The 15,790-nt window shown below is 38.9% G+C and carries 16 protein-coding genes, 1 pseudogene and 1 riboswitch; of the genes and pseudogenes, 8 read left to right on the top strand and 9 right to left on the bottom strand.

Going from position 1 to position 15,790, the window contains the following annotated elements; all coding sequences use genetic code 11:
• Positions 1-198: 198 nt before the first annotated feature.
• The 3 genes from WYK_RS03535 to WYK_RS03525 all read left to right on the top strand — a co-directional run bounded on the left by WYK_RS03535 (position 199) and on the right by WYK_RS03525 (position 2,516).
• Complete coding sequence (locus tag WYK_RS03535; protein WP_051387294.1) at positions 199-1,149, top strand: diacylglycerol kinase; 951 nt, start codon at positions 199-201, stop codon at positions 1,147-1,149.
• Between the two features lie 61 nt (positions 1,150-1,210).
• Positions 1,211-1,774 carry a GNAT family N-acetyltransferase gene (locus WYK_RS03530; protein ID WP_040373225.1) on the top strand — a complete coding sequence of 188 codons (564 nt, stop codon included), beginning with the start codon at positions 1,211-1,213 and terminating at the stop codon, positions 1,772-1,774.
• Positions 1,775-1,787: 13 nt separating this feature from the next.
• On the top strand, positions 1,788-2,516 hold the full coding sequence (locus WYK_RS03525) for an alpha/beta fold hydrolase (protein WP_051387293.1): 729 nt from the start codon (positions 1,788-1,790) through the stop codon (positions 2,514-2,516).
• A gap of 33 nt (positions 2,517-2,549) precedes the next feature.
• Here the strand turns inward: WYK_RS03525 and WYK_RS03520 are convergent, their stop codons facing one another.
• On the bottom strand, positions 2,550-2,768 hold the full coding sequence (locus WYK_RS03520) for a hypothetical protein (RefSeq protein WP_040373224.1): 219 nt from the start codon (positions 2,766-2,768) through the stop codon (positions 2,550-2,552).
• Between the two features lie 204 nt (positions 2,769-2,972).
• Here WYK_RS03520 and rlmD point away from each other — a divergent pair, with 204 nt between their 5' ends.
• From rlmD to WYK_RS03505, 3 genes and pseudogenes are all read left to right on the top strand, one after another.
• The gene (rlmD, locus tag WYK_RS03515; protein WP_040373223.1) at positions 2,973-4,346 is read left to right on the top strand and encodes a 23S rRNA (uracil(1939)-C(5))-methyltransferase RlmD; all 1,374 of its coding nucleotides are present in this window, start codon (positions 2,973-2,975) and stop codon (positions 4,344-4,346) included.
• Between the two features lie 360 nt (positions 4,347-4,706).
• Positions 4,707-5,684 (top strand): tRNA dihydrouridine synthase, encoded by a 978-nt coding sequence (locus tag WYK_RS03510; protein ID WP_040373222.1) that lies wholly within the window; start codon positions 4,707-4,709, stop codon positions 5,682-5,684.
• A 338-nt stretch (positions 5,685-6,022) separates the two neighbouring features.
• Positions 6,023-6,271, top strand: a pseudogene (locus WYK_RS03505) (SDR family NAD(P)-dependent oxidoreductase); the annotation flags it as partial.
• A 62-nt stretch (positions 6,272-6,333) separates the two neighbouring features.
• On the opposite strand, the gene WYK_RS03500 reads toward WYK_RS03505, so the two are convergent.
• From WYK_RS03500 to WYK_RS03470, 7 genes are all read right to left on the bottom strand, one after another.
• Complete coding sequence (locus WYK_RS03500) at positions 6,334-7,524, bottom strand: MFS transporter (protein ID WP_040373220.1); 1,191 nt, start codon at positions 7,522-7,524, stop codon at positions 6,334-6,336.
• Between the two features lie 88 nt (positions 7,525-7,612).
• Positions 7,613-7,828 (bottom strand): hypothetical protein, encoded by a 216-nt coding sequence (locus WYK_RS03495; protein ID WP_152526396.1) that lies wholly within the window; start codon positions 7,826-7,828, stop codon positions 7,613-7,615.
• Positions 7,829-8,132: 304 nt separating this feature from the next.
• Complete coding sequence (locus tag WYK_RS03490) at positions 8,133-9,041, bottom strand: EamA family transporter (RefSeq protein ID WP_040373218.1); 909 nt, start codon at positions 9,039-9,041, stop codon at positions 8,133-8,135.
• 341 nt (positions 9,042-9,382) lie between these two features.
• Entirely contained in the window at positions 9,383-10,201 is an 819-nt protein-coding gene (locus WYK_RS03485) for a MetQ/NlpA family ABC transporter substrate-binding protein (RefSeq protein WP_040373217.1), read from the bottom strand.
• Positions 10,202-10,213: 12 nt separating this feature from the next.
• Positions 10,214-10,873 (bottom strand): methionine ABC transporter permease, encoded by a 660-nt coding sequence (locus tag WYK_RS03480; RefSeq protein ID WP_040373216.1) that lies wholly within the window; start codon positions 10,871-10,873, stop codon positions 10,214-10,216.
• Positions 10,870-11,877, bottom strand: coding sequence for a methionine ABC transporter ATP-binding protein (locus WYK_RS03475; protein ID WP_040373215.1), 1,008 nt, complete (start codon positions 11,875-11,877; stop codon positions 10,870-10,872). The genes WYK_RS03480 and WYK_RS03475 overlap by 4 nt, the downstream gene beginning before the upstream one ends.
• A 59-nt stretch (positions 11,878-11,936) precedes the next feature.
• Complete coding sequence (locus tag WYK_RS03470; protein ID WP_040373214.1) at positions 11,937-13,331, bottom strand: LLM class flavin-dependent oxidoreductase; 1,395 nt, start codon at positions 13,329-13,331, stop codon at positions 11,937-11,939.
• 89 nt (positions 13,332-13,420) lie between these two features.
• A riboswitch (SAM riboswitch) is annotated at positions 13,421-13,525 on the bottom strand.
• Positions 13,526-13,818: 293 nt separating this feature from the next.
• On the opposite strand from WYK_RS03470, the gene WYK_RS03465 reads away from it, so the two are divergent.
• A complete protein-coding gene (locus WYK_RS03465; RefSeq protein ID WP_040373213.1) occupies positions 13,819-14,973 on the top strand; it encodes an acyl-CoA dehydrogenase family protein in 1,155 nt (384 codons plus the stop codon).
• A 93-nt stretch (positions 14,974-15,066) separates the two neighbouring features.
• Here WYK_RS03465 and WYK_RS03460 read toward each other — a convergent pair whose 3' ends face one another.
• Positions 15,067-15,279, bottom strand: coding sequence for a DUF5316 family protein (locus WYK_RS03460; RefSeq protein ID WP_040373212.1), 213 nt, complete (start codon positions 15,277-15,279; stop codon positions 15,067-15,069).
• 366 nt (positions 15,280-15,645) lie between these two features.
• Here WYK_RS03460 and WYK_RS24780 point away from each other — a divergent pair, with 366 nt between their 5' ends.
• Entirely contained in the window at positions 15,646-15,786 is a 141-nt protein-coding gene (locus tag WYK_RS24780; RefSeq protein WP_161629098.1) for a hypothetical protein, read from the top strand.
• Positions 15,787-15,790: the final 4 nt, after the last annotated feature.

Below are 15,790 nucleotides of genomic sequence, written 5' to 3'. Positions count from 1 at the left end.
AAAAAGAAAGTGTACACGATTTATAAGTTTTTTCGGCATAATTTCTTAGCTCTGTTCGAAGTGAGAAAGTAGTATTTTCCATGAATTTGCTATATAATCTTTACGGGCACAAGACAAAGAAAATGGGGAATTCGTTCTTCATAACTTTTTTCGTATTTAAGTGAAAATGATTTTATTTTATACAATAGGATGATGGAAATGAAAAGAGCAAGGTTAATCTATAATCCAACTTCCGGCAGGGAAGCGATTAAGAAGAGCTTACCGGACGTTCTGGCTAAGCTAGAAGCTGCGGGTTATGAAGCTTCATGTCATGCGACAACCGGTGAAGGTGATGCGACTGAGGCAGCGAGAATTGCTATTGAACGGGGATATGAAATAGTAATAGCAGCCGGTGGAGACGGTACAATATACGAAGTAGTTAACGGACTGGCAGATGCCGAAAATCGTCCGAAACTTGGGATTATACCAGTTGGAACGACAAATGATTTTGCAAGGGCTATTCATGTACCCCGGTCCATTGACCAAGCCGTCGATATTATCACAGCCAACCATACTATGCCAATCGATATCGGTAAGATGAATGAAAAGTATTTCATTAATATCGCGGGTGGAGGCCGTCTGACTGAATTGACCTATGATGTACCGAGTAAGTTAAAAACAATGCTTGGACATCTGGCTTATTATATTAAAGGCATTGAGATGCTGCCATCATTAAAGCCAACGGAAGTAACAATCGAATATGATGGAAAGATCTATGAAGGCGAAATTATGTTATTTCTTGTTGCAAATACCAATTCCGTCGGCGGCTTCGAAAGATTAGCACCTGATGCTTCGTTGAATGATGGAATGTTTACATTGCTGATTCTCAAGAAAACCAATCTTGCTGATTTTATCAGAATCGCTTCTCTAGCTATGCGCGGAGAGCATATTCATGATCGAAATGTCATTTATGTAAAAGCTAATCGGATTAAGGTGACAACTAAGAAAGAAATGATGCTCAATCTGGATGGTGAATTTGGCGGACTGGCACCTGCAGAATTTGTTAACCAATATCGTCACTTTGATGTTTTTGTTCCTGAAGGTGAACTTCAAGATGATCCAGCTAATCAACGGGTACAAATTGGAGATACAACAGATGAAATAGAATGATCACGAAAACGACTAAAGGGCTGGCTATGCCAGCTTTTTTATTTTTTATGGAGGCGGCAAAATGAAAATCAGAGCAGGCATTCCTGAAGATGCGGAAGAAGCTGTTTATTTAATGAATCTGGCTATAGATGAGATTGGCCAAGCATTAACGGGAGAACAAGAGGAAGCGGCCATATTAAAAGTAATGGCATCCTTTTTTAAAAAGAAACAGAATCGGCTCAGCTATGAAAACACATTGGTTATCGAGGAAAACAGTGAAATTATAGGAGTGATTGTTGTTTATCATGGCAGTGAAGCAGCGCAGCTTGATTGGCCATTGATTGAACAAGTACGCATGAAGTCAGGGAATTCAGATTTACTGATCGATATAGAATCAGAGCCTGAAGATTATTATATTGACACAGTTTGTGTAAAACCAAGCCATCGCGGGAATAGGCTGGGAACTACGCTTATAGCTGAAGCAGAAAAACATGGTCGTAAACTAGGATACGGACGTATGTCATTAAATGTGGAAGCAGACAATAAAGGAGCAAGGGCTTTATATCAGAAGCTTGGGTATCAAAAAGTTGGTAGAAAGACTATATATGGTCATAGCTATGATTATATGGTTAAAGTCATTTCTTGAAGGAGGGTCAGTCATGATTGAGGGTTGGGTGAAAAACGGAGATATCCGTATTCATTATTTAGATAATACAGGTCCCTCCAAGGAGACAACGCCATTGGTCATTATTCCGGGTATTGCTGAAACTGGAGAGGAATATGAGGATTTAATTCAAGCTCTTTTACCTAGACGCGCACTTGTGGTCACCATGCGCGGAAGAGGGCAAAGTGATGCTCCAGAAAGTGGATTTACGTTAGAACATCACGTTTCTGATATCGAAGTGGTCGTTAATCGGATTACAATAGATAAGTTTGCCATCTTTGGGTATGGCCGTGGTGTTGCTTATGCGTTAGGCTATGCAGTTGCACATGTAGACCGCATAAATGGACTAATTATCGGTGATTATCCAGCCATGCAAAAAGATTTACCTGAAGGTTGGTCTGATTTCTTTCTTAAATCAACAAATAGGCGTGTTTTAGAAAGTATGACGCTTGAAACATTAAAGGGAATTGAAAAAGATTCTACAGATGTTGATTTTTTGAAACACCTAAAAAAGATTGATTGTCCCGTATTAATTCTACAAGGAAGCGAGGAGAGTGTAGGGCTGACAGAGGATGGGGCTAAGGACTATTTACGTGCTATGCCAGATGCGAGGGTAAGAATAATTGATCCTGATAAGCCAGGGAGTACGAATCCTAAATCAGCCGAATTTGCGGATACACTGAAGAAGTTTTTCCAGGAAACAAAAAACTGTGGAATTAACTAAAAAAATACGGTGAAAGACCCGTATTTTTTTTGATTACATTTGTTGAGTCTGAAGTTCAGCCCAATCATGGTAGGTTCCGCTTCCATTACATCCTGAGCATTCATATACAGAATTGTAATAGTATTCATTCGGCGCATAGGAATCAAAACCCCGTCCACGACAATCGGGGCATAACCCCTTTTCCTCCATTGAATTTACATGTTTTTCATATCTTGCTGCGTTCCAGGCAGAGATAGTTTGAAATATACCCAATCTGCTCACCCCACATTTTTCTTTATTTTGAGCTCACAGCGATGCTTTTATACGCATGTCCACTGAGCGTACTGAAAAATTTACTATATAGTATGTATTTGAGCTGTAATTGGTGATAGTTAAACGAAGTCCGTTTTGATTCAAGGGCTTTGTATGTTAAAATACGATAAGCAAAAGGTATTTTGAAAAGAAAAGGGAGATTATATGACTAATACAGCACCAGTAGCTAAAAATGATGATATAGATGTAGTTTTTGAGGACTTAACCCATGATGGAGCAGGAGTAGCAAAAGTAAATGGCTATCCAATCTTTGTTCCTAATACATTGCCGGGTGAGAAAGCCAAAATTAGAGTAGTTAAAGCAAATAAAGGATACGGCTTTGGCCGTTTGATTGAATTATATGAAGCAAGCGAGCATCGTGTGGAAGTACCTGTTGAAGAGAACTATAAATACGGTGGCTGCCAGTTGCAGCATATCAGCTATGCGGGTCAACTTGAGTTCAAAGAAAACCAAGTTAAGCAAGTGATGAAACGTATCGGTAAACTGGAAGATGCAACGATTCATCCGATTATTGGGATGGACAACCCTTTGAATTATCGTAATAAAGCGCAAGTACCAGTCGGGAAAAAGGGCGGTAATTTAATCGCTGGATTCTATAAACCGCGTACCCATGAAATTGTAGATACTAACGAAAGCATCGTTCAAGATCCTGCGGTTAATGAAGCGATTAAAGTCGTTAAAGAAATTTGCAGTGAACTCGGAATAGATCCTTACAACGAAATTCACCACCGTGGTGTCCTGCGTCATATTATGGCTCGTTATGCTAAATCAACAGGTGAATTAATGATTGTCCTAATTACAAGATCGACATCATTACTTCATAAAAACAAAATTGTTGAGGAAATCCTTAAACGCTTACCAAATGTTAAATCGATTGTTCATAACATCAATAATCAAAAGACCAATGTGATTATGGGTGAAAAAACAAAGGTTCTTTGGGGCAATGAAGTAATTTATGATTATATTGGTGATGTTAAATTCGCTATCTCTGCTGTTTCGTTTTATCAGGTAAACCCTGATCAAACAAAAGTACTTTATGACAAAGCACTTGAATATGCAGCTTTAACTGGAGAAGAAACAGTAATTGATGCGTATTGTGGTATCGGAACCATTTCATTATTCCTAGCTCAAAAAGCGAAGTCTGTTCTTGGAGTCGAAATGATTCCACAAGCAATTGAAGATGCTCGCCGTAATGCTGAGCTTAATGAAGTTGAAAACGTCAAGTTTTCTATTGGGGAAGCAGAAACATTCATTCCATTATGGTATGAACAAGGTAACAGTGCAGATGTAATAGTTGTCGATCCACCGCGTAAAGGCTGTGATGAAGCATTACTGAAGACCATTATTGAAATGGCTCCAAAGAAAATGGTCTACATTTCATGTAACCCAGCTACCCTTGCCCGCGACCTTCGTATTCTAGAAGACGGCGGATACAAAACAGAGGAACTTCAACCGGTTGATATGTTCCCAATGACTACACACGTGGAAGTTGTAGCGAAGTTGACGTTAAAGAAGTAAACTTTCTCGCATAAAATATACATTTTCCGAGTCAGACTCGGTTTTCGGTAAGGTACCTTTTCCGAATTCCGGGTCTTTTTCATATGCAGGACTTGTCTATCTATTACTTCCTATTTTTAGGGGTTAATTATTGAAAATGGATGCAGGATAGAGCTTTGTGGCCAGTCAATTAAATACAACATGTACCTGACAAACGTATGAAAACGTCTGATACTTTCTTTGTACTTCAATATAAAAGAGTAAATGTTCAAAATTTACTATAGTTTGATTAAAAGTCTCTAAGCATGCTATAAGTGATAGAGAAGCAGGATATTTTTGCGTTTAACCCGGTATTTCAACTGAGAGGAAATGAATGTTATTATGATAGATAATTTTTGGCGTGATTTACCACGACCTTTTTTTGTACTAGCACCAATGGAAGAAGTAACGGATGTTGTTTTTCGCCATGTAGTGGCTGAAGCAGGCAGACCCGATGTGTTTTTTACCGAGTTTACAAACTCAGAGAGTTATTGTCACCCTGAAGGAAGACAAAGTGTGCGAGGACGTTTGACTTTTACAGAGGATGAACAACCCATGGTAGCCCACATATGGGGAGATAAGCCTGAGAAATTTCGGGAAATGAGTATAGGTATGGCAGAATTAGGATTCAAGGGTATTGATATCAATATGGGTTGTCCAGTACCTAATGTCGCAGGGAATGGGAAGGGAAGCGGGCTTATTTGTCGTCCCGAAGTTGCAGCTGAATTAATACAAGCAGCAAAAGCAGGAGGACTGCCAGTAAGTGTGAAGACCAGGCTTGGTTACACAGATGTAGACGAGTGGCACAACTGGTTAAAACATATTTTAGAACAGGATATTGCCAATCTTTCTATTCATCTGCGTACGAGAAAGGAAATGAGCAAAGTAGACGCTCATTGGGAACTAATCCCGGAGATTAAAAAACTTCGTGACGAAGTGGCACCAAATACCCTTTTGACGATCAATGGGGATATCCTTGACCGTGAAACTGGATTGAAACTCGCTCATCAATACGGTGTTGATGGGATTATGATTGGGCGTGGCGTGTTTAGTAACCCATTCGCCTTTGAAAAGGAACCAAAAGAACATAGTAGTAAGGAACTGCTTGATCTCTTAAGGCTGCATCTCGACCTTCACGATAAATATTCAGAAATAGAACCTCGTTCATTCAAGCCTCTTCCTCGCTTTTTTAAGATTTATGTCCGTGGATTTAGAGGAGCAGGTGAACTAAGAAATCAATTAATGAACACAAAATCAACAGACGAAGTACGTGTGTTGCTCGATGAATTCGAGAGTTTTAATGGAAATGAGGAAAGCTAAATCTTCCAAAAACGTAAAGCGATAGGTTCCTAAATGAAGTTATGCATAACGTATGGACAAAGATCTGAGAAATGCTCATTTCTCAAGCCCTCTGCCTAATGCGATGCATAGCTTTTTTTGTGCTTATGCGGGTGATTTTTTTGGAAAAATGGAAATAACGTTTTTTTGTTAAGTTTGGTGTTTTTCAACCCTCTTATTGGTTGTTTTATCAATTACAGTCTTATATTTTAATAGAGATCATTTCTTCGGTTTTCAAAAGCTTATCAACGGTTATTTTTTTGCATCTGTTTCTCATTTGCGGGATACGCAGAAGAAAGTGCACAAGAAACATTGATCGAGCTGAATACGGAAAAGACGGATTGCGTGTGAATGCAATTGCTCCCGGTCCTACAGAGACACCTATGGTTAAAGCATTTTACGAAGCAAACCCGGCAATGAAAGAGAATGCAACGAAAGGCATTCCTCAAAAAAGATTGGGAACACCGGAAGAGGTTGCGGAACTTGTAACCTTCCTAATACCGTCTAAAGCAGAATATATCAACGGAGAACTTATCCGCATCGATGGCGGGTTTACAAATACTAAGTAAAATACAGCAAAAAGCCTGTTTCGATTGGAACAGGCTTTTTTGTATGATCAAATAACGTATTTCTATGAGGAAGTCATATTTTTGTTAGCTTTAAAGGGTGATTTTTTAAGGAAAATGATCATTATAAATGTAATGAATAATAAAGCAAGGCTCACGAGCGGCAGGGCATTTACACTCCAGGATTCCACCATATAGCCGCCTGAGATGCCTGCTAACGTAATGGCTATATTCCAAGATGTTGTACAAATAGGCATGGCGATATCCAACTTATGCTCACCGACTGTTCGTGCCAGTGCTGTTTGTAAAAGTGTTGGAACGCCGCCCATTGAAAGTCCCCAAAGTATAACGCAAATATAGACTAGCCATTTTGCATCATGTAATAGAATAAAAATAAGTGATACAGCAGCGAAAATGACAAGACATGATAATGCTAATACTTGTAAGTGTCGATCAATCAGCATACCCATCAACCAAATTCCGATAACAGATGCCAAACCAAAAACAAACAAAATGATACTTAATTGCTTCGCTACGCCATACTGAGATAAATAGGGAGCAATATATGTGTATATAACATTATGTGCAAACATCCAAATAAAGACGACACAGAGGAAGGGGATAACGCCTTTTATTGTTAAAATCCCCTTGAATGAAGCATGCTTATTTTCTTTTTGAGCTTCGAAATCGGGTATTTTTACAATGATCCAAATAAGAACAATGACGCATAGTATAGACATTAATCCAAATGCAAAACGCCACTGAAAGGTGGATCCAATATAGGTTCCAAGAGGTACACCAAAAGAAAGTGCGATTGGTGTTCCAAGAGATGCTATGGCAATCCCTCTACCCTTTAAAGCACCGTTTGTCACCATACGCAAGGCATAGCTTGCAATCATCCCCCAGATAGAACCAGAAGCAATTCCACATATAAAGCGTGCAATCAATGTTAAGGAAAACCATGGTGAAAAGACAACAAGGGAATTAAATAATAAAAATAGGATAATCAATGATACTAATAATCGTTTGCGATTTATCTTTTTCGTATAAATCGATAATGGGATTGCCGTTAAAACGGAACCAAGTGCGTACGCAGTCACTAATTGACCGGACAGCCCTTCTGAAACGGCTAAACTTTGAGAAATCTCAGGTAATAATCCTGCTGGAAGTACCTCCGTCATCATCACAATTAATGTAACTAGTGCTAATGCTAACAAAGCAAATAACGGAAAATCCTTTTTGGACTGCGACTCCATCTTCCCATCTCCTCATTGTTTGTATTTCTTGCTGATAGGTGTATTTTCATGAGACAAATGAAGATAATCGTTTGGTTTTATGAGATCATCAGTTTTTTTCTTCCCCCTCACTAGTGGAACGTTCTGTGGTTATCTCCACTTCCTCAACCTTATTAAGGTCAAAGAATTCAACAAAATCATCGATTGTTGTTTCAATGGCTTTTAGTTCACCTACTAAAACTAAATGAATGGATTTCAGCTCTGGAATTTCTAGTTGTTTCTTTAAAGTTGCACGTTTCACTTCTAGTATTTTTAGAAATTTCATGACTTTTCCTCGACGAAATGTTTTTGCACCGCCATCAAGGGTGAATTTGTCTCGATAATCGCCAAATCCTTCGTTTCCTATAATTCTCACCTCCATGTGTATACAAATGTATATGTTTTTCTTCTTGATGTATTCCAATGTATGCAAGATGGTTGCATTTTTTTGTAAAATGCACACAGCATGATTTAAGTGAGCTGAAAACGCTGCAAGAAGCCTAATACCTGCCATCACCAAATAGTTTTAAAGTAATCAAAAAGAAGCAGTGTCTCGATGGACACTGCTTCTTTTTTGATTATTGATTTACTTACAACTCATCAGCAATACCAAGCAAAGCAATTCCGAAAATAACAATAATAATGATGGCATATTGCATTTTGTTCAGTTTTTCCTTAAGGAATATATGCGATAGGATGACAGAGAAGATACTATATGATGCAATAAGCGGTGCAGCGATGATTGCGTTTTTTGCCATCGCAAAGACATAAAAGAATTGGCCAATCGTTTCAAGGATGGCAGCCGATGCTTTATCTCGTTCGGTAAATACGTTGAATGATTCTTTTTTGATTAATTTAAGGTATCCAAACGATAATACAGCACAAATGAAGAAGGTATATTCATAGGCTAGAAGTGCCGAATCTTCGCTGATCAGATTTAATTCATCTAAGTAAATGGCATCGGCAAAGGTTCCTAGTCCATCAATAAAAGCATAAAGAATAGGGAAAATAATGGCCATAAAGCCAATTTTATATTTTTTATCAATTTCAACAGACCGATTTTGAAGGGCTTCGTTTTCGGCCTTTTTTTCTAAAACCGCGATTCCAATCACGCCTAAGGTGATAATTATGAGTCCTAATACTTCAATAACGCCTAATTCATGGGTAAAGAAGATAAAGATTAAAATCGCTGTAACAGCGCCAGAAGAATTTTGGATAGGTGAGGCAATGGAAAGCTCCAAATATCTTAACCCGATATAACCAATTGCCATCGACAAAATGTAGAGGCCAGATACAGGTAAATAAGTGAGTAAATCGATAGGATGAAAAGTTATCCCTTTGAATAATAGATACCCTGTTGCATGGATACCCATAACCAAACCAACCATAATGATGATTTTAATATGGCTGAGCTTATCATTACTATCTGTTCCTTTTTTATAAAATAAATCCGCGCCGCCCCAAGCAAGTGCTGTGAGCAGGGCAAAAACAAACCACATAATGACTTCTCCTCTTTCTATCTATTTATAATCCACGTATAGTTTTGTGACCGATGAAACTCTTTATTATACAACGCATAACTTTAACGTCAAGAAGAAGTTTAAGGTTAGTACTCATTTGGCATAAAAAAAGAGGACAGTACATGGATTGTTGATTTTGAGGAGAATGTTATCTGTTAATATACCCGTCCCCGAAACATTTGGCCCTATCTTTGGGGCTTGTACTAAGAAGCAATGCGTGTAACTGCCTTGGCTGGCGCTTAAGAGGGGTGCTGGGAAAGTGGAGCTAAACCAAAAAGGCTGTCGAATCTCTCTCGACAGCCTAATCATGATTGCCCTTCTTATTTGTTCATCCAATCGGGTGTATGAAATCCTTGGAAATCCTCATCGATTACTTTTTTAAATGAATCAGATTCTACTGCTTCTTTGATGTCCTTTACTAATTGTTCATCTTTATTTTTTGTTAATACAACGATGCGGTTGTGAATGTCTTCAGGTAGGATGTCTTTTGCTAGAGCTTTTGTTAAATCCAGCCCGGCTGCTATGGCAAAGTTACCATTGACGGCTGCTAAATCGACTGATTCAAGTGTTCTTGGAAGTTGTGCAGCTTCGACTGGCTTGAATTTAAGGTTTTTAGGATTATTGGTTATATCTTTTAAAGAAGACCGGAGTGGATCCGCTGCATTGTCTATCTCTATTAATCCATTATCTCTAAAAACAGTTAAACCACGGGATAAGTTAGTAGGGTCATTGGCAAGCGTTACTGTGCTCCCATCTTCAATTTCGTCCAGTGTTTTATACTTATTTGAATAAATGCCGATTGGAGCTGTGGGCACTGTAATCACACTAGTTAATTTCAAATTATTTTCTTTGGCAAAGGCATCCATGTATACTTTATGCTGAAATAGATTGGCATCCAATGAGCCGCTGTTTAGAGCGAGATTTGGCTGTACATAATCGTTGAATTCTTTTATGGTTACGCGATATCCTTTTTTCTCTAAATAAGGCTTCACACCTTTTTCGAGCATATCACTGTAAGGAATGGTTGCGCCAAGTACAAGCTCTTTTTTTGTTGCGGCACCAGAACGATCATCTGTTCCACAAGCGGACAAAACAACTACTAATAAAGCGGATAAAAATAAAATATTTAGTCTTTTCATTTTCCACACTCCCTATCGTCTGTTAACTGTTTTTGCTATGAAGTCACCTAAGTATTGAACAAATTGTACGATTACGATTAGCAAAATAACTGTGGTGAACATGACCGTATTATCATAGCGGTAATACCCATAGCGAATAGCTAAATCCCCAATTCCACCTCCGCCGATTGTTCCGGCCATAGCGGAATAACCGATTAGGCTGATTGCAGTGATCGTTAAGCCTGTAATTAATCCAGGTTTTGCTTCTGGGAGGATAATACTCCTGATAATTAACCAAGGAGAGGCACCACAAGCCACGGCTGCTTCAATTACACCTTTATCAATTTCTCGTGCAGACGACTCTACAATCCTTGCATAATAAGGAATGGCTGCTACAGATAGCGATACGGAAGCTGCGAGTGGACCGATTGTTGTATTCACGAGCAACTGTGTGAGTGGCAGTAAGAAAACTAATAGAATGATAAAGGGTACCGATCTGATTAAATTAATAATGATTCCAACCACACGCTTAATGAATTTATTTTCTAAAAATAGGCCTTGGTCGGTAACATATAAGAGGATGCCCAGTGGAAGGCCTAAAAGAATGGCAATTGCTAAAGCTATGCCGACCATCAATAACGTTTCGAAAAAAGCTTGGTTTAGTTCAGGGATTAGCTCAATTAGGCTATTCATGCCACAATCACCTCTACTTTATTTACACGCTGGCGAAGATAAGTAAGGGCGTTATCGAGTTCCTGTTTTTCACCTTTTATCTCCATAATGAAGATTCCCAGTGGAGTATCTTGAATATATTCAATCTTTCCGTGAAGAATATTTCCTTGAACCTCAAATGTTTGCAGCATATCCGAGACAACTGCTTCAGCGGCCATATCCCCGCAAAATTGAAGCTTTATCAATTGACCATGAATCGTTTGCAGCAGCTTAGGAGGCAGGTCGAAATTTAAAACGGTTTGAATGAACGTTTTCGTTAAAGGTTGTTGTGGATTAGAAAAAATATCATAGGTCTTTCCTTGTTCGACAACCTTACCGTCCTGCATTACGGCACAGCGATGACAGATTTCTTTCACTACCTCCATTTCATGAGTAATTATGACTATGGTTAATCCAAGCTCTTGATTGATCCGTTTTAAGAGTGTGAGAATGGACTTTGTTGTACCAGGATCTAATGCAGATGTTGCCTCATCACATAGAAGAACTTTTGGATTATTTGCGAGTGCCCGAGCAATGCTCACTCGCTGCTTTTGTCCGCCGCTGAGTTGAGCAGGGAACTGATTGATTCTATCCTTAAGACCTACGATTTCGAGTAGTTCTTCAACACTTTTGGTAATCGCTTTTTTCTCAATCCCTGCTGCTTTCAACGCAAAAGCGACGTTTTCAAAGACCGTTTTAGATGAAATCAAATGAAATCCTTGAAAAATCATCCCGATTGACTGCCTTGCTTTACGAAGATCTTTATTGGATAGCTGTAATAAGTCAGTTCCGTCTATCTTCACTGAACCTGAAGAGGGTCTTTCAAGAATGTTCATACAGCGGAGCAACGTGCTTTTTCCTGCGCCGCTGTAACCAACAATGCCATATATCTCTCCTTTATTTATTGAAAGCGTGACATCATCAACACCCACAATTACATTAGATTTAGTCTGAAATTTTTTTGTTATATTTTCCAGTAAGATCATAAGGGTGTTTATCCTCCCATTCTGTTTTAGAACACTTTTTACGAAAAAGGGAACAGCTGCTATTCTTGGTTTACAGGTAGCGGTAATCTACATTTAGCACCTGGATGATCATCGGGTAATACGCTGACACCTTGAGGGAACAGCTTTTCACGTAAGGTTCCATTGGCATACTCTTTTTTATATAAGCCTCGCTCTTGCAGAACGGGCACCACTAAATCAATAAAGGCTTCTAAATCGTAAGGAGTGACTAAGTGATTTAAGTTAAATCCGTCCACACCGGACACTTCAAATTGATATTGAATGGCATCAGCAACTTCCCTTGGATTTCCGACGATGTAACTATTGCGATCAATTGTTTCAAAACGGTTAAGTGCATCACCAACTGTCAATTTTTTTGCAGAGTCTTTTGTGAGTGTTGCCGCTTTATAATGTCCGCCTTCAGTAGCTTTTGTGTATTCAAAGGGAAGGGCAGGATCCAACTCTTCATACTCTGCAAGATCATAACCGCTGGCACCGTACTGGGCTTTTGCAGCATTCGGACTCCAGAGGTTGTTGTATTCTTTATATTTTTCCTCTGCCGCTTCAGTGGTCTCAGCAACAATCACATTGAGAAAGGACAGAATTTTTATATTTTCCGGATTTCGTCCATGTGTTTCAGCTCGTTTTCTAATATCATGGGCATAAAATCGAATTCTCTCCGGGGTCGGACCGCCTACAAAGATGCACTCAGCATGTTTCGCAGCAAACTCTCGACCGCTTTCAGAGGTTCCAGCTTGATAAATTACGGGAGTGCGCTGGATAGAAGGTTCACTTAAATGAGGACCTTCAACCTTAAAATAGGTTCCTTCATGATTTATTTCATGAACTTTTTCTGGATCAACTAGCGTATGGGCTTCTCTATCTTCAATAATCGCGCCATCTTCCCAGCTGCTTTCCCAAAGCTTATAGGAAACATCGAGATACTCATCAGCGATTTTGTACCGCTCATCGTGCTTAATCATATCCTGTAACCCGAAATTTCTGGCTGCATTCGGCAGATAGGAGGTCACTACATTCCAGGCAATTCTTCCTTTAGTCAAGTGATCTAAAGTAGAAAAACGACGGGCATTGCTGAATGGGGCTTCATAGGTGGTGCTTACCGTGACTGCAAAAGATAAATGCTCAGTTACACTGGCCATCGCTGAAACAAGGAGAGCGGGATCATTCAAGGGTACCTGCAGGCCATCTCGAATGGATGGTGCTTTGCTTTTCTGATAAACATCATAGATTCCGAGAACATCCGCGAAGAAAACAGCATCGAATTTGCCTTTCTCTAATAGTTTTGCTAACTGAATCCAATAATCGAGGTCTTTATATCCACGATGCCGCTGATTTTGAGGGTGTTTCCACAGTCCGTGGGAATTGTGCATAGCACCATTTAGTTCGAATGCATTTAATATAATTTGCTTGCTCATCTGATTACCTCCCTCAGGTTTGAAGACACAATAAAACCCTCTTCCATAAGAAAAGAAGAGGGCACGCTTACAATACACACCTAGGTCTCTTCTTATCTTTCAAGCTACTTAAAGCTTGCTGGAATTGGCACAGTACTTTACAGTCTGCTGCCGAGGTATCATAGGGCCAGTCCCTCCACCTCTCTAGATAAGAAAACTATTAGTATTAAATTTAATTCATACTATATTACAGGGATTAATCTTTGTCAACATTATATTTTAAATGTTTGGATAATTCAATCTTTACTAATTGAGATATATTATTTGAATATTGACAAAATTATAATTCTCCACTAATGTAATGGCTAACAAATCTATGGGCAGCAAATCCTTATCAAGAGTCAGGGTAGGGAATCTGACATGAGAAAGAGTTTTTTAGCGTCCTCTTTCGAAATCAGAAGAGGATTTTTCTATGGATAAGAAAATATAGATTTGGAGGCTATTAAGGATGACTTATGAAGCGCATCAACTTACACTCATGAAACAACAAGAACTACTGCAGCGGGCAGCTGAATTAGCAAACATATTTAAAAGCCGATCCACTGAAATTGATTCAGAGGGACGATTTCCATATGAAAATTTTGCTGATTTAAAAGAAAATGGCTTCTTGGCTCTTACTGTACCTGAAGAGTATGGAGGGAAAGGTATTAACTTGTTGGAATTTCTGGAGATTCAAGAATGCCTAGCAAAAGGTGATGCAGCTACAGCTCTATCCTTGGGGTGGCAGTTGGGCTTACTTCTTGAAGTTGCCGAAAGCCGGAATTGGAAGGAGGAGACTTTTGCGAAAGTGTGCGGCTTAGTCGTTAATGAACAAGCACTAATTAACCTTTCTCAGACCGAAATGGCCACAGGTAGTCCTTCTAGAGGAGCTATTCCCACTACAGTTGCCATCAAGGAGGAAAAAGGGTGGCGGGTTAACGGCAGGAAATCCTTTACCTCAATGGCCAAAGCGCTAAATTACTCCATTGTCACTGTCAACGTTAATCAAACGGGTCAAAAAGGATATATTCTAGTTGATCATAAACTAAAAGGTGTCAGCGTAGAAGAAACGTGGGACAGTATTGCTATGAGAGGGACGAGAAGCGATGATCTAATTTTGGATCATGTCTTAGTAGGGGAGGATGCGCTGTTGGTTGAAGAAGATGTGAAAAAACCAACTCCAAAGGGGTGGTACCTGCAAGTACCGGCCGTTTATTTAGGCATAGCCGTTTCAGCACGAGATTATGTCATTAAATTCGCCTCCGAACATCGTCCTACGAGCCTGCCAGGACCAATTAAGGATGTACCGGAAGTGAGAAGAAAAATCGGTGAAATAGAATTGGAACTATTTAAATCACGGGAAGTCTTATATTCAGTGGCGAGAAAATGGATAGAGTTTCCGGATGATAGAAATCAAATGGGATCGGAGCTTGCCGCAGTTAAGCATATTGTTACCAATAGCGCTAACCATGTGGTTGATTTAGCTATGAGGATTGTTGGTGCAAGAAGCCTTTCTGAAAAAAATCCATTACAGCAGCATTACCGTGATGTTCGAGCGGGTCTTCACAATCCACCAACAGATGATGCCATCGTATACAGCCTTGCTAATGATGTACTTAAATGAAACAAGTATTGTCTGCAGACTTTTACAGTCCAACACAAAGTAAAGAAGGCAAAAAGGAATGAATCTATCATTTTTTTTGCCTTCTTTCAGAAATCATATCGTATTTTTTAAATACATCATTCCGCTTATGGCTAGAGAAAGGATTCCTAGGAATCCAGAATAAATAGCTATTTTCGTTCTTGATCTCCTGAATGCAGTTGTTTCAGTGTTAAAAGTAGCTCTTTGCTGTTGACTAGTTGTCCATGCGCCCACTGAAATACCCGAGATTATGATACAGACGACACCGACAAAAAAGAAATACTGCAAAAAAACACCTCCTTCACTCACCTTTATTATGCATACGTTACATATTCAAATAAGTTTCATCATTAAGTAAAATGATTGAGTAAATACCTGCTGTTTTTATTCTGCTCATTTATTGTTAAATTAGTATGATGTTTTCCTTTTTTAAAAATTTTTTTCTTATTCAATCGATTGATTATGAGGGGCAATCCATTGATGGTTGTGGTTTTTTTAAAAGTGATTCCATTAAAGTACATAGGCGAAATAAATAAATATTTTAAATAATTTTAAAATATAGTCTATTTGGGTATATACTTAATCTAGATCAAGTAGGACAAGTGCAATACATCCTGATCCTATTAGTTAAAAATTCGTAATGGAGGAATGGAAATGGAAAACATGGCAATGAGTATGATGATGAAGATGTCAATGGAAAGAATGATGACAGAAATGAATGGTATGAAAATGATGATGACTCGAATGCAAGGCATGGAAATGAATGATGAGATGGGTATGGATATGAAAGAATGATGAT

It is taken from the genome of Peribacillus psychrosaccharolyticus ATCC 23296 (assembly GCF_000305495.1).
Classification (GTDB): domain Bacteria; phylum Bacillota; class Bacilli; order Bacillales; family DSM-1321; genus Peribacillus; species Peribacillus psychrosaccharolyticus.
Note: the sequence above shows the minus strand (reverse complement) of the source record. Positions and strands in the feature narration are given on the sequence as shown.

What these genes read in the sequence shown, in the direction of transcription:
- WYK_RS03525 (WP_051387293.1), top strand. Translation starts at nt 1,788, where the DNA reads ATGATTGAGGGTTGGGTGAAAAACGGAGATATCCGTATTCATTATTTA.
- WYK_RS03535 (WP_051387294.1), top strand. Translation starts at nt 199, where the DNA reads ATGAAAAGAGCAAGGTTAATCTATAATCCAACTTCCGGCAGGGAAGCG.
- WYK_RS03485 (WP_040373217.1), bottom strand. Translation starts at nt 10,201, where the DNA reads ATGAAAAGACTAAATATTTTATTTTTATCCGCTTTATTAGTAGTTGTT.
- WYK_RS03530 (WP_040373225.1), top strand. Translation starts at nt 1,211, where the DNA reads ATGAAAATCAGAGCAGGCATTCCTGAAGATGCGGAAGAAGCTGTTTAT.
- WYK_RS03470 (WP_040373214.1), bottom strand. Translation starts at nt 13,331, where the DNA reads ATGAGCAAGCAAATTATATTAAATGCATTCGAACTAAATGGTGCTATG.
- WYK_RS03490 (WP_040373218.1), bottom strand. Translation starts at nt 9,041, where the DNA reads ATGTGGTTTGTTTTTGCCCTGCTCACAGCACTTGCTTGGGGCGGCGCG.
- WYK_RS03475 (WP_040373215.1), bottom strand. Translation starts at nt 11,877, where the DNA reads ATGATCTTACTGGAAAATATAACAAAAAAATTTCAGACTAAATCTAAT.
- WYK_RS03480 (WP_040373216.1), bottom strand. Translation starts at nt 10,873, where the DNA reads ATGAATAGCCTAATTGAGCTAATCCCTGAACTAAACCAAGCTTTTTTC.
- WYK_RS03500 (WP_040373220.1), bottom strand. Translation starts at nt 7,524, where the DNA reads ATGGAGTCGCAGTCCAAAAAGGATTTTCCGTTATTTGCTTTGTTAGCA.
- WYK_RS03465 (WP_040373213.1), top strand. Translation starts at nt 13,819, where the DNA reads ATGACTTATGAAGCGCATCAACTTACACTCATGAAACAACAAGAACTA.
- WYK_RS24780 (WP_161629098.1), top strand. Translation starts at nt 15,646, where the DNA reads ATGGAAAACATGGCAATGAGTATGATGATGAAGATGTCAATGGAAAGA.
- rlmD (WP_040373223.1), top strand. Translation starts at nt 2,973, where the DNA reads ATGACTAATACAGCACCAGTAGCTAAAAATGATGATATAGATGTAGTT.
- WYK_RS03495 (WP_152526396.1), bottom strand. Translation starts at nt 7,828, where the DNA reads ATGAAATTTCTAAAAATACTAGAAGTGAAACGTGCAACTTTAAAGAAA.
- WYK_RS03510 (WP_040373222.1), top strand. Translation starts at nt 4,707, where the DNA reads ATGATAGATAATTTTTGGCGTGATTTACCACGACCTTTTTTTGTACTA.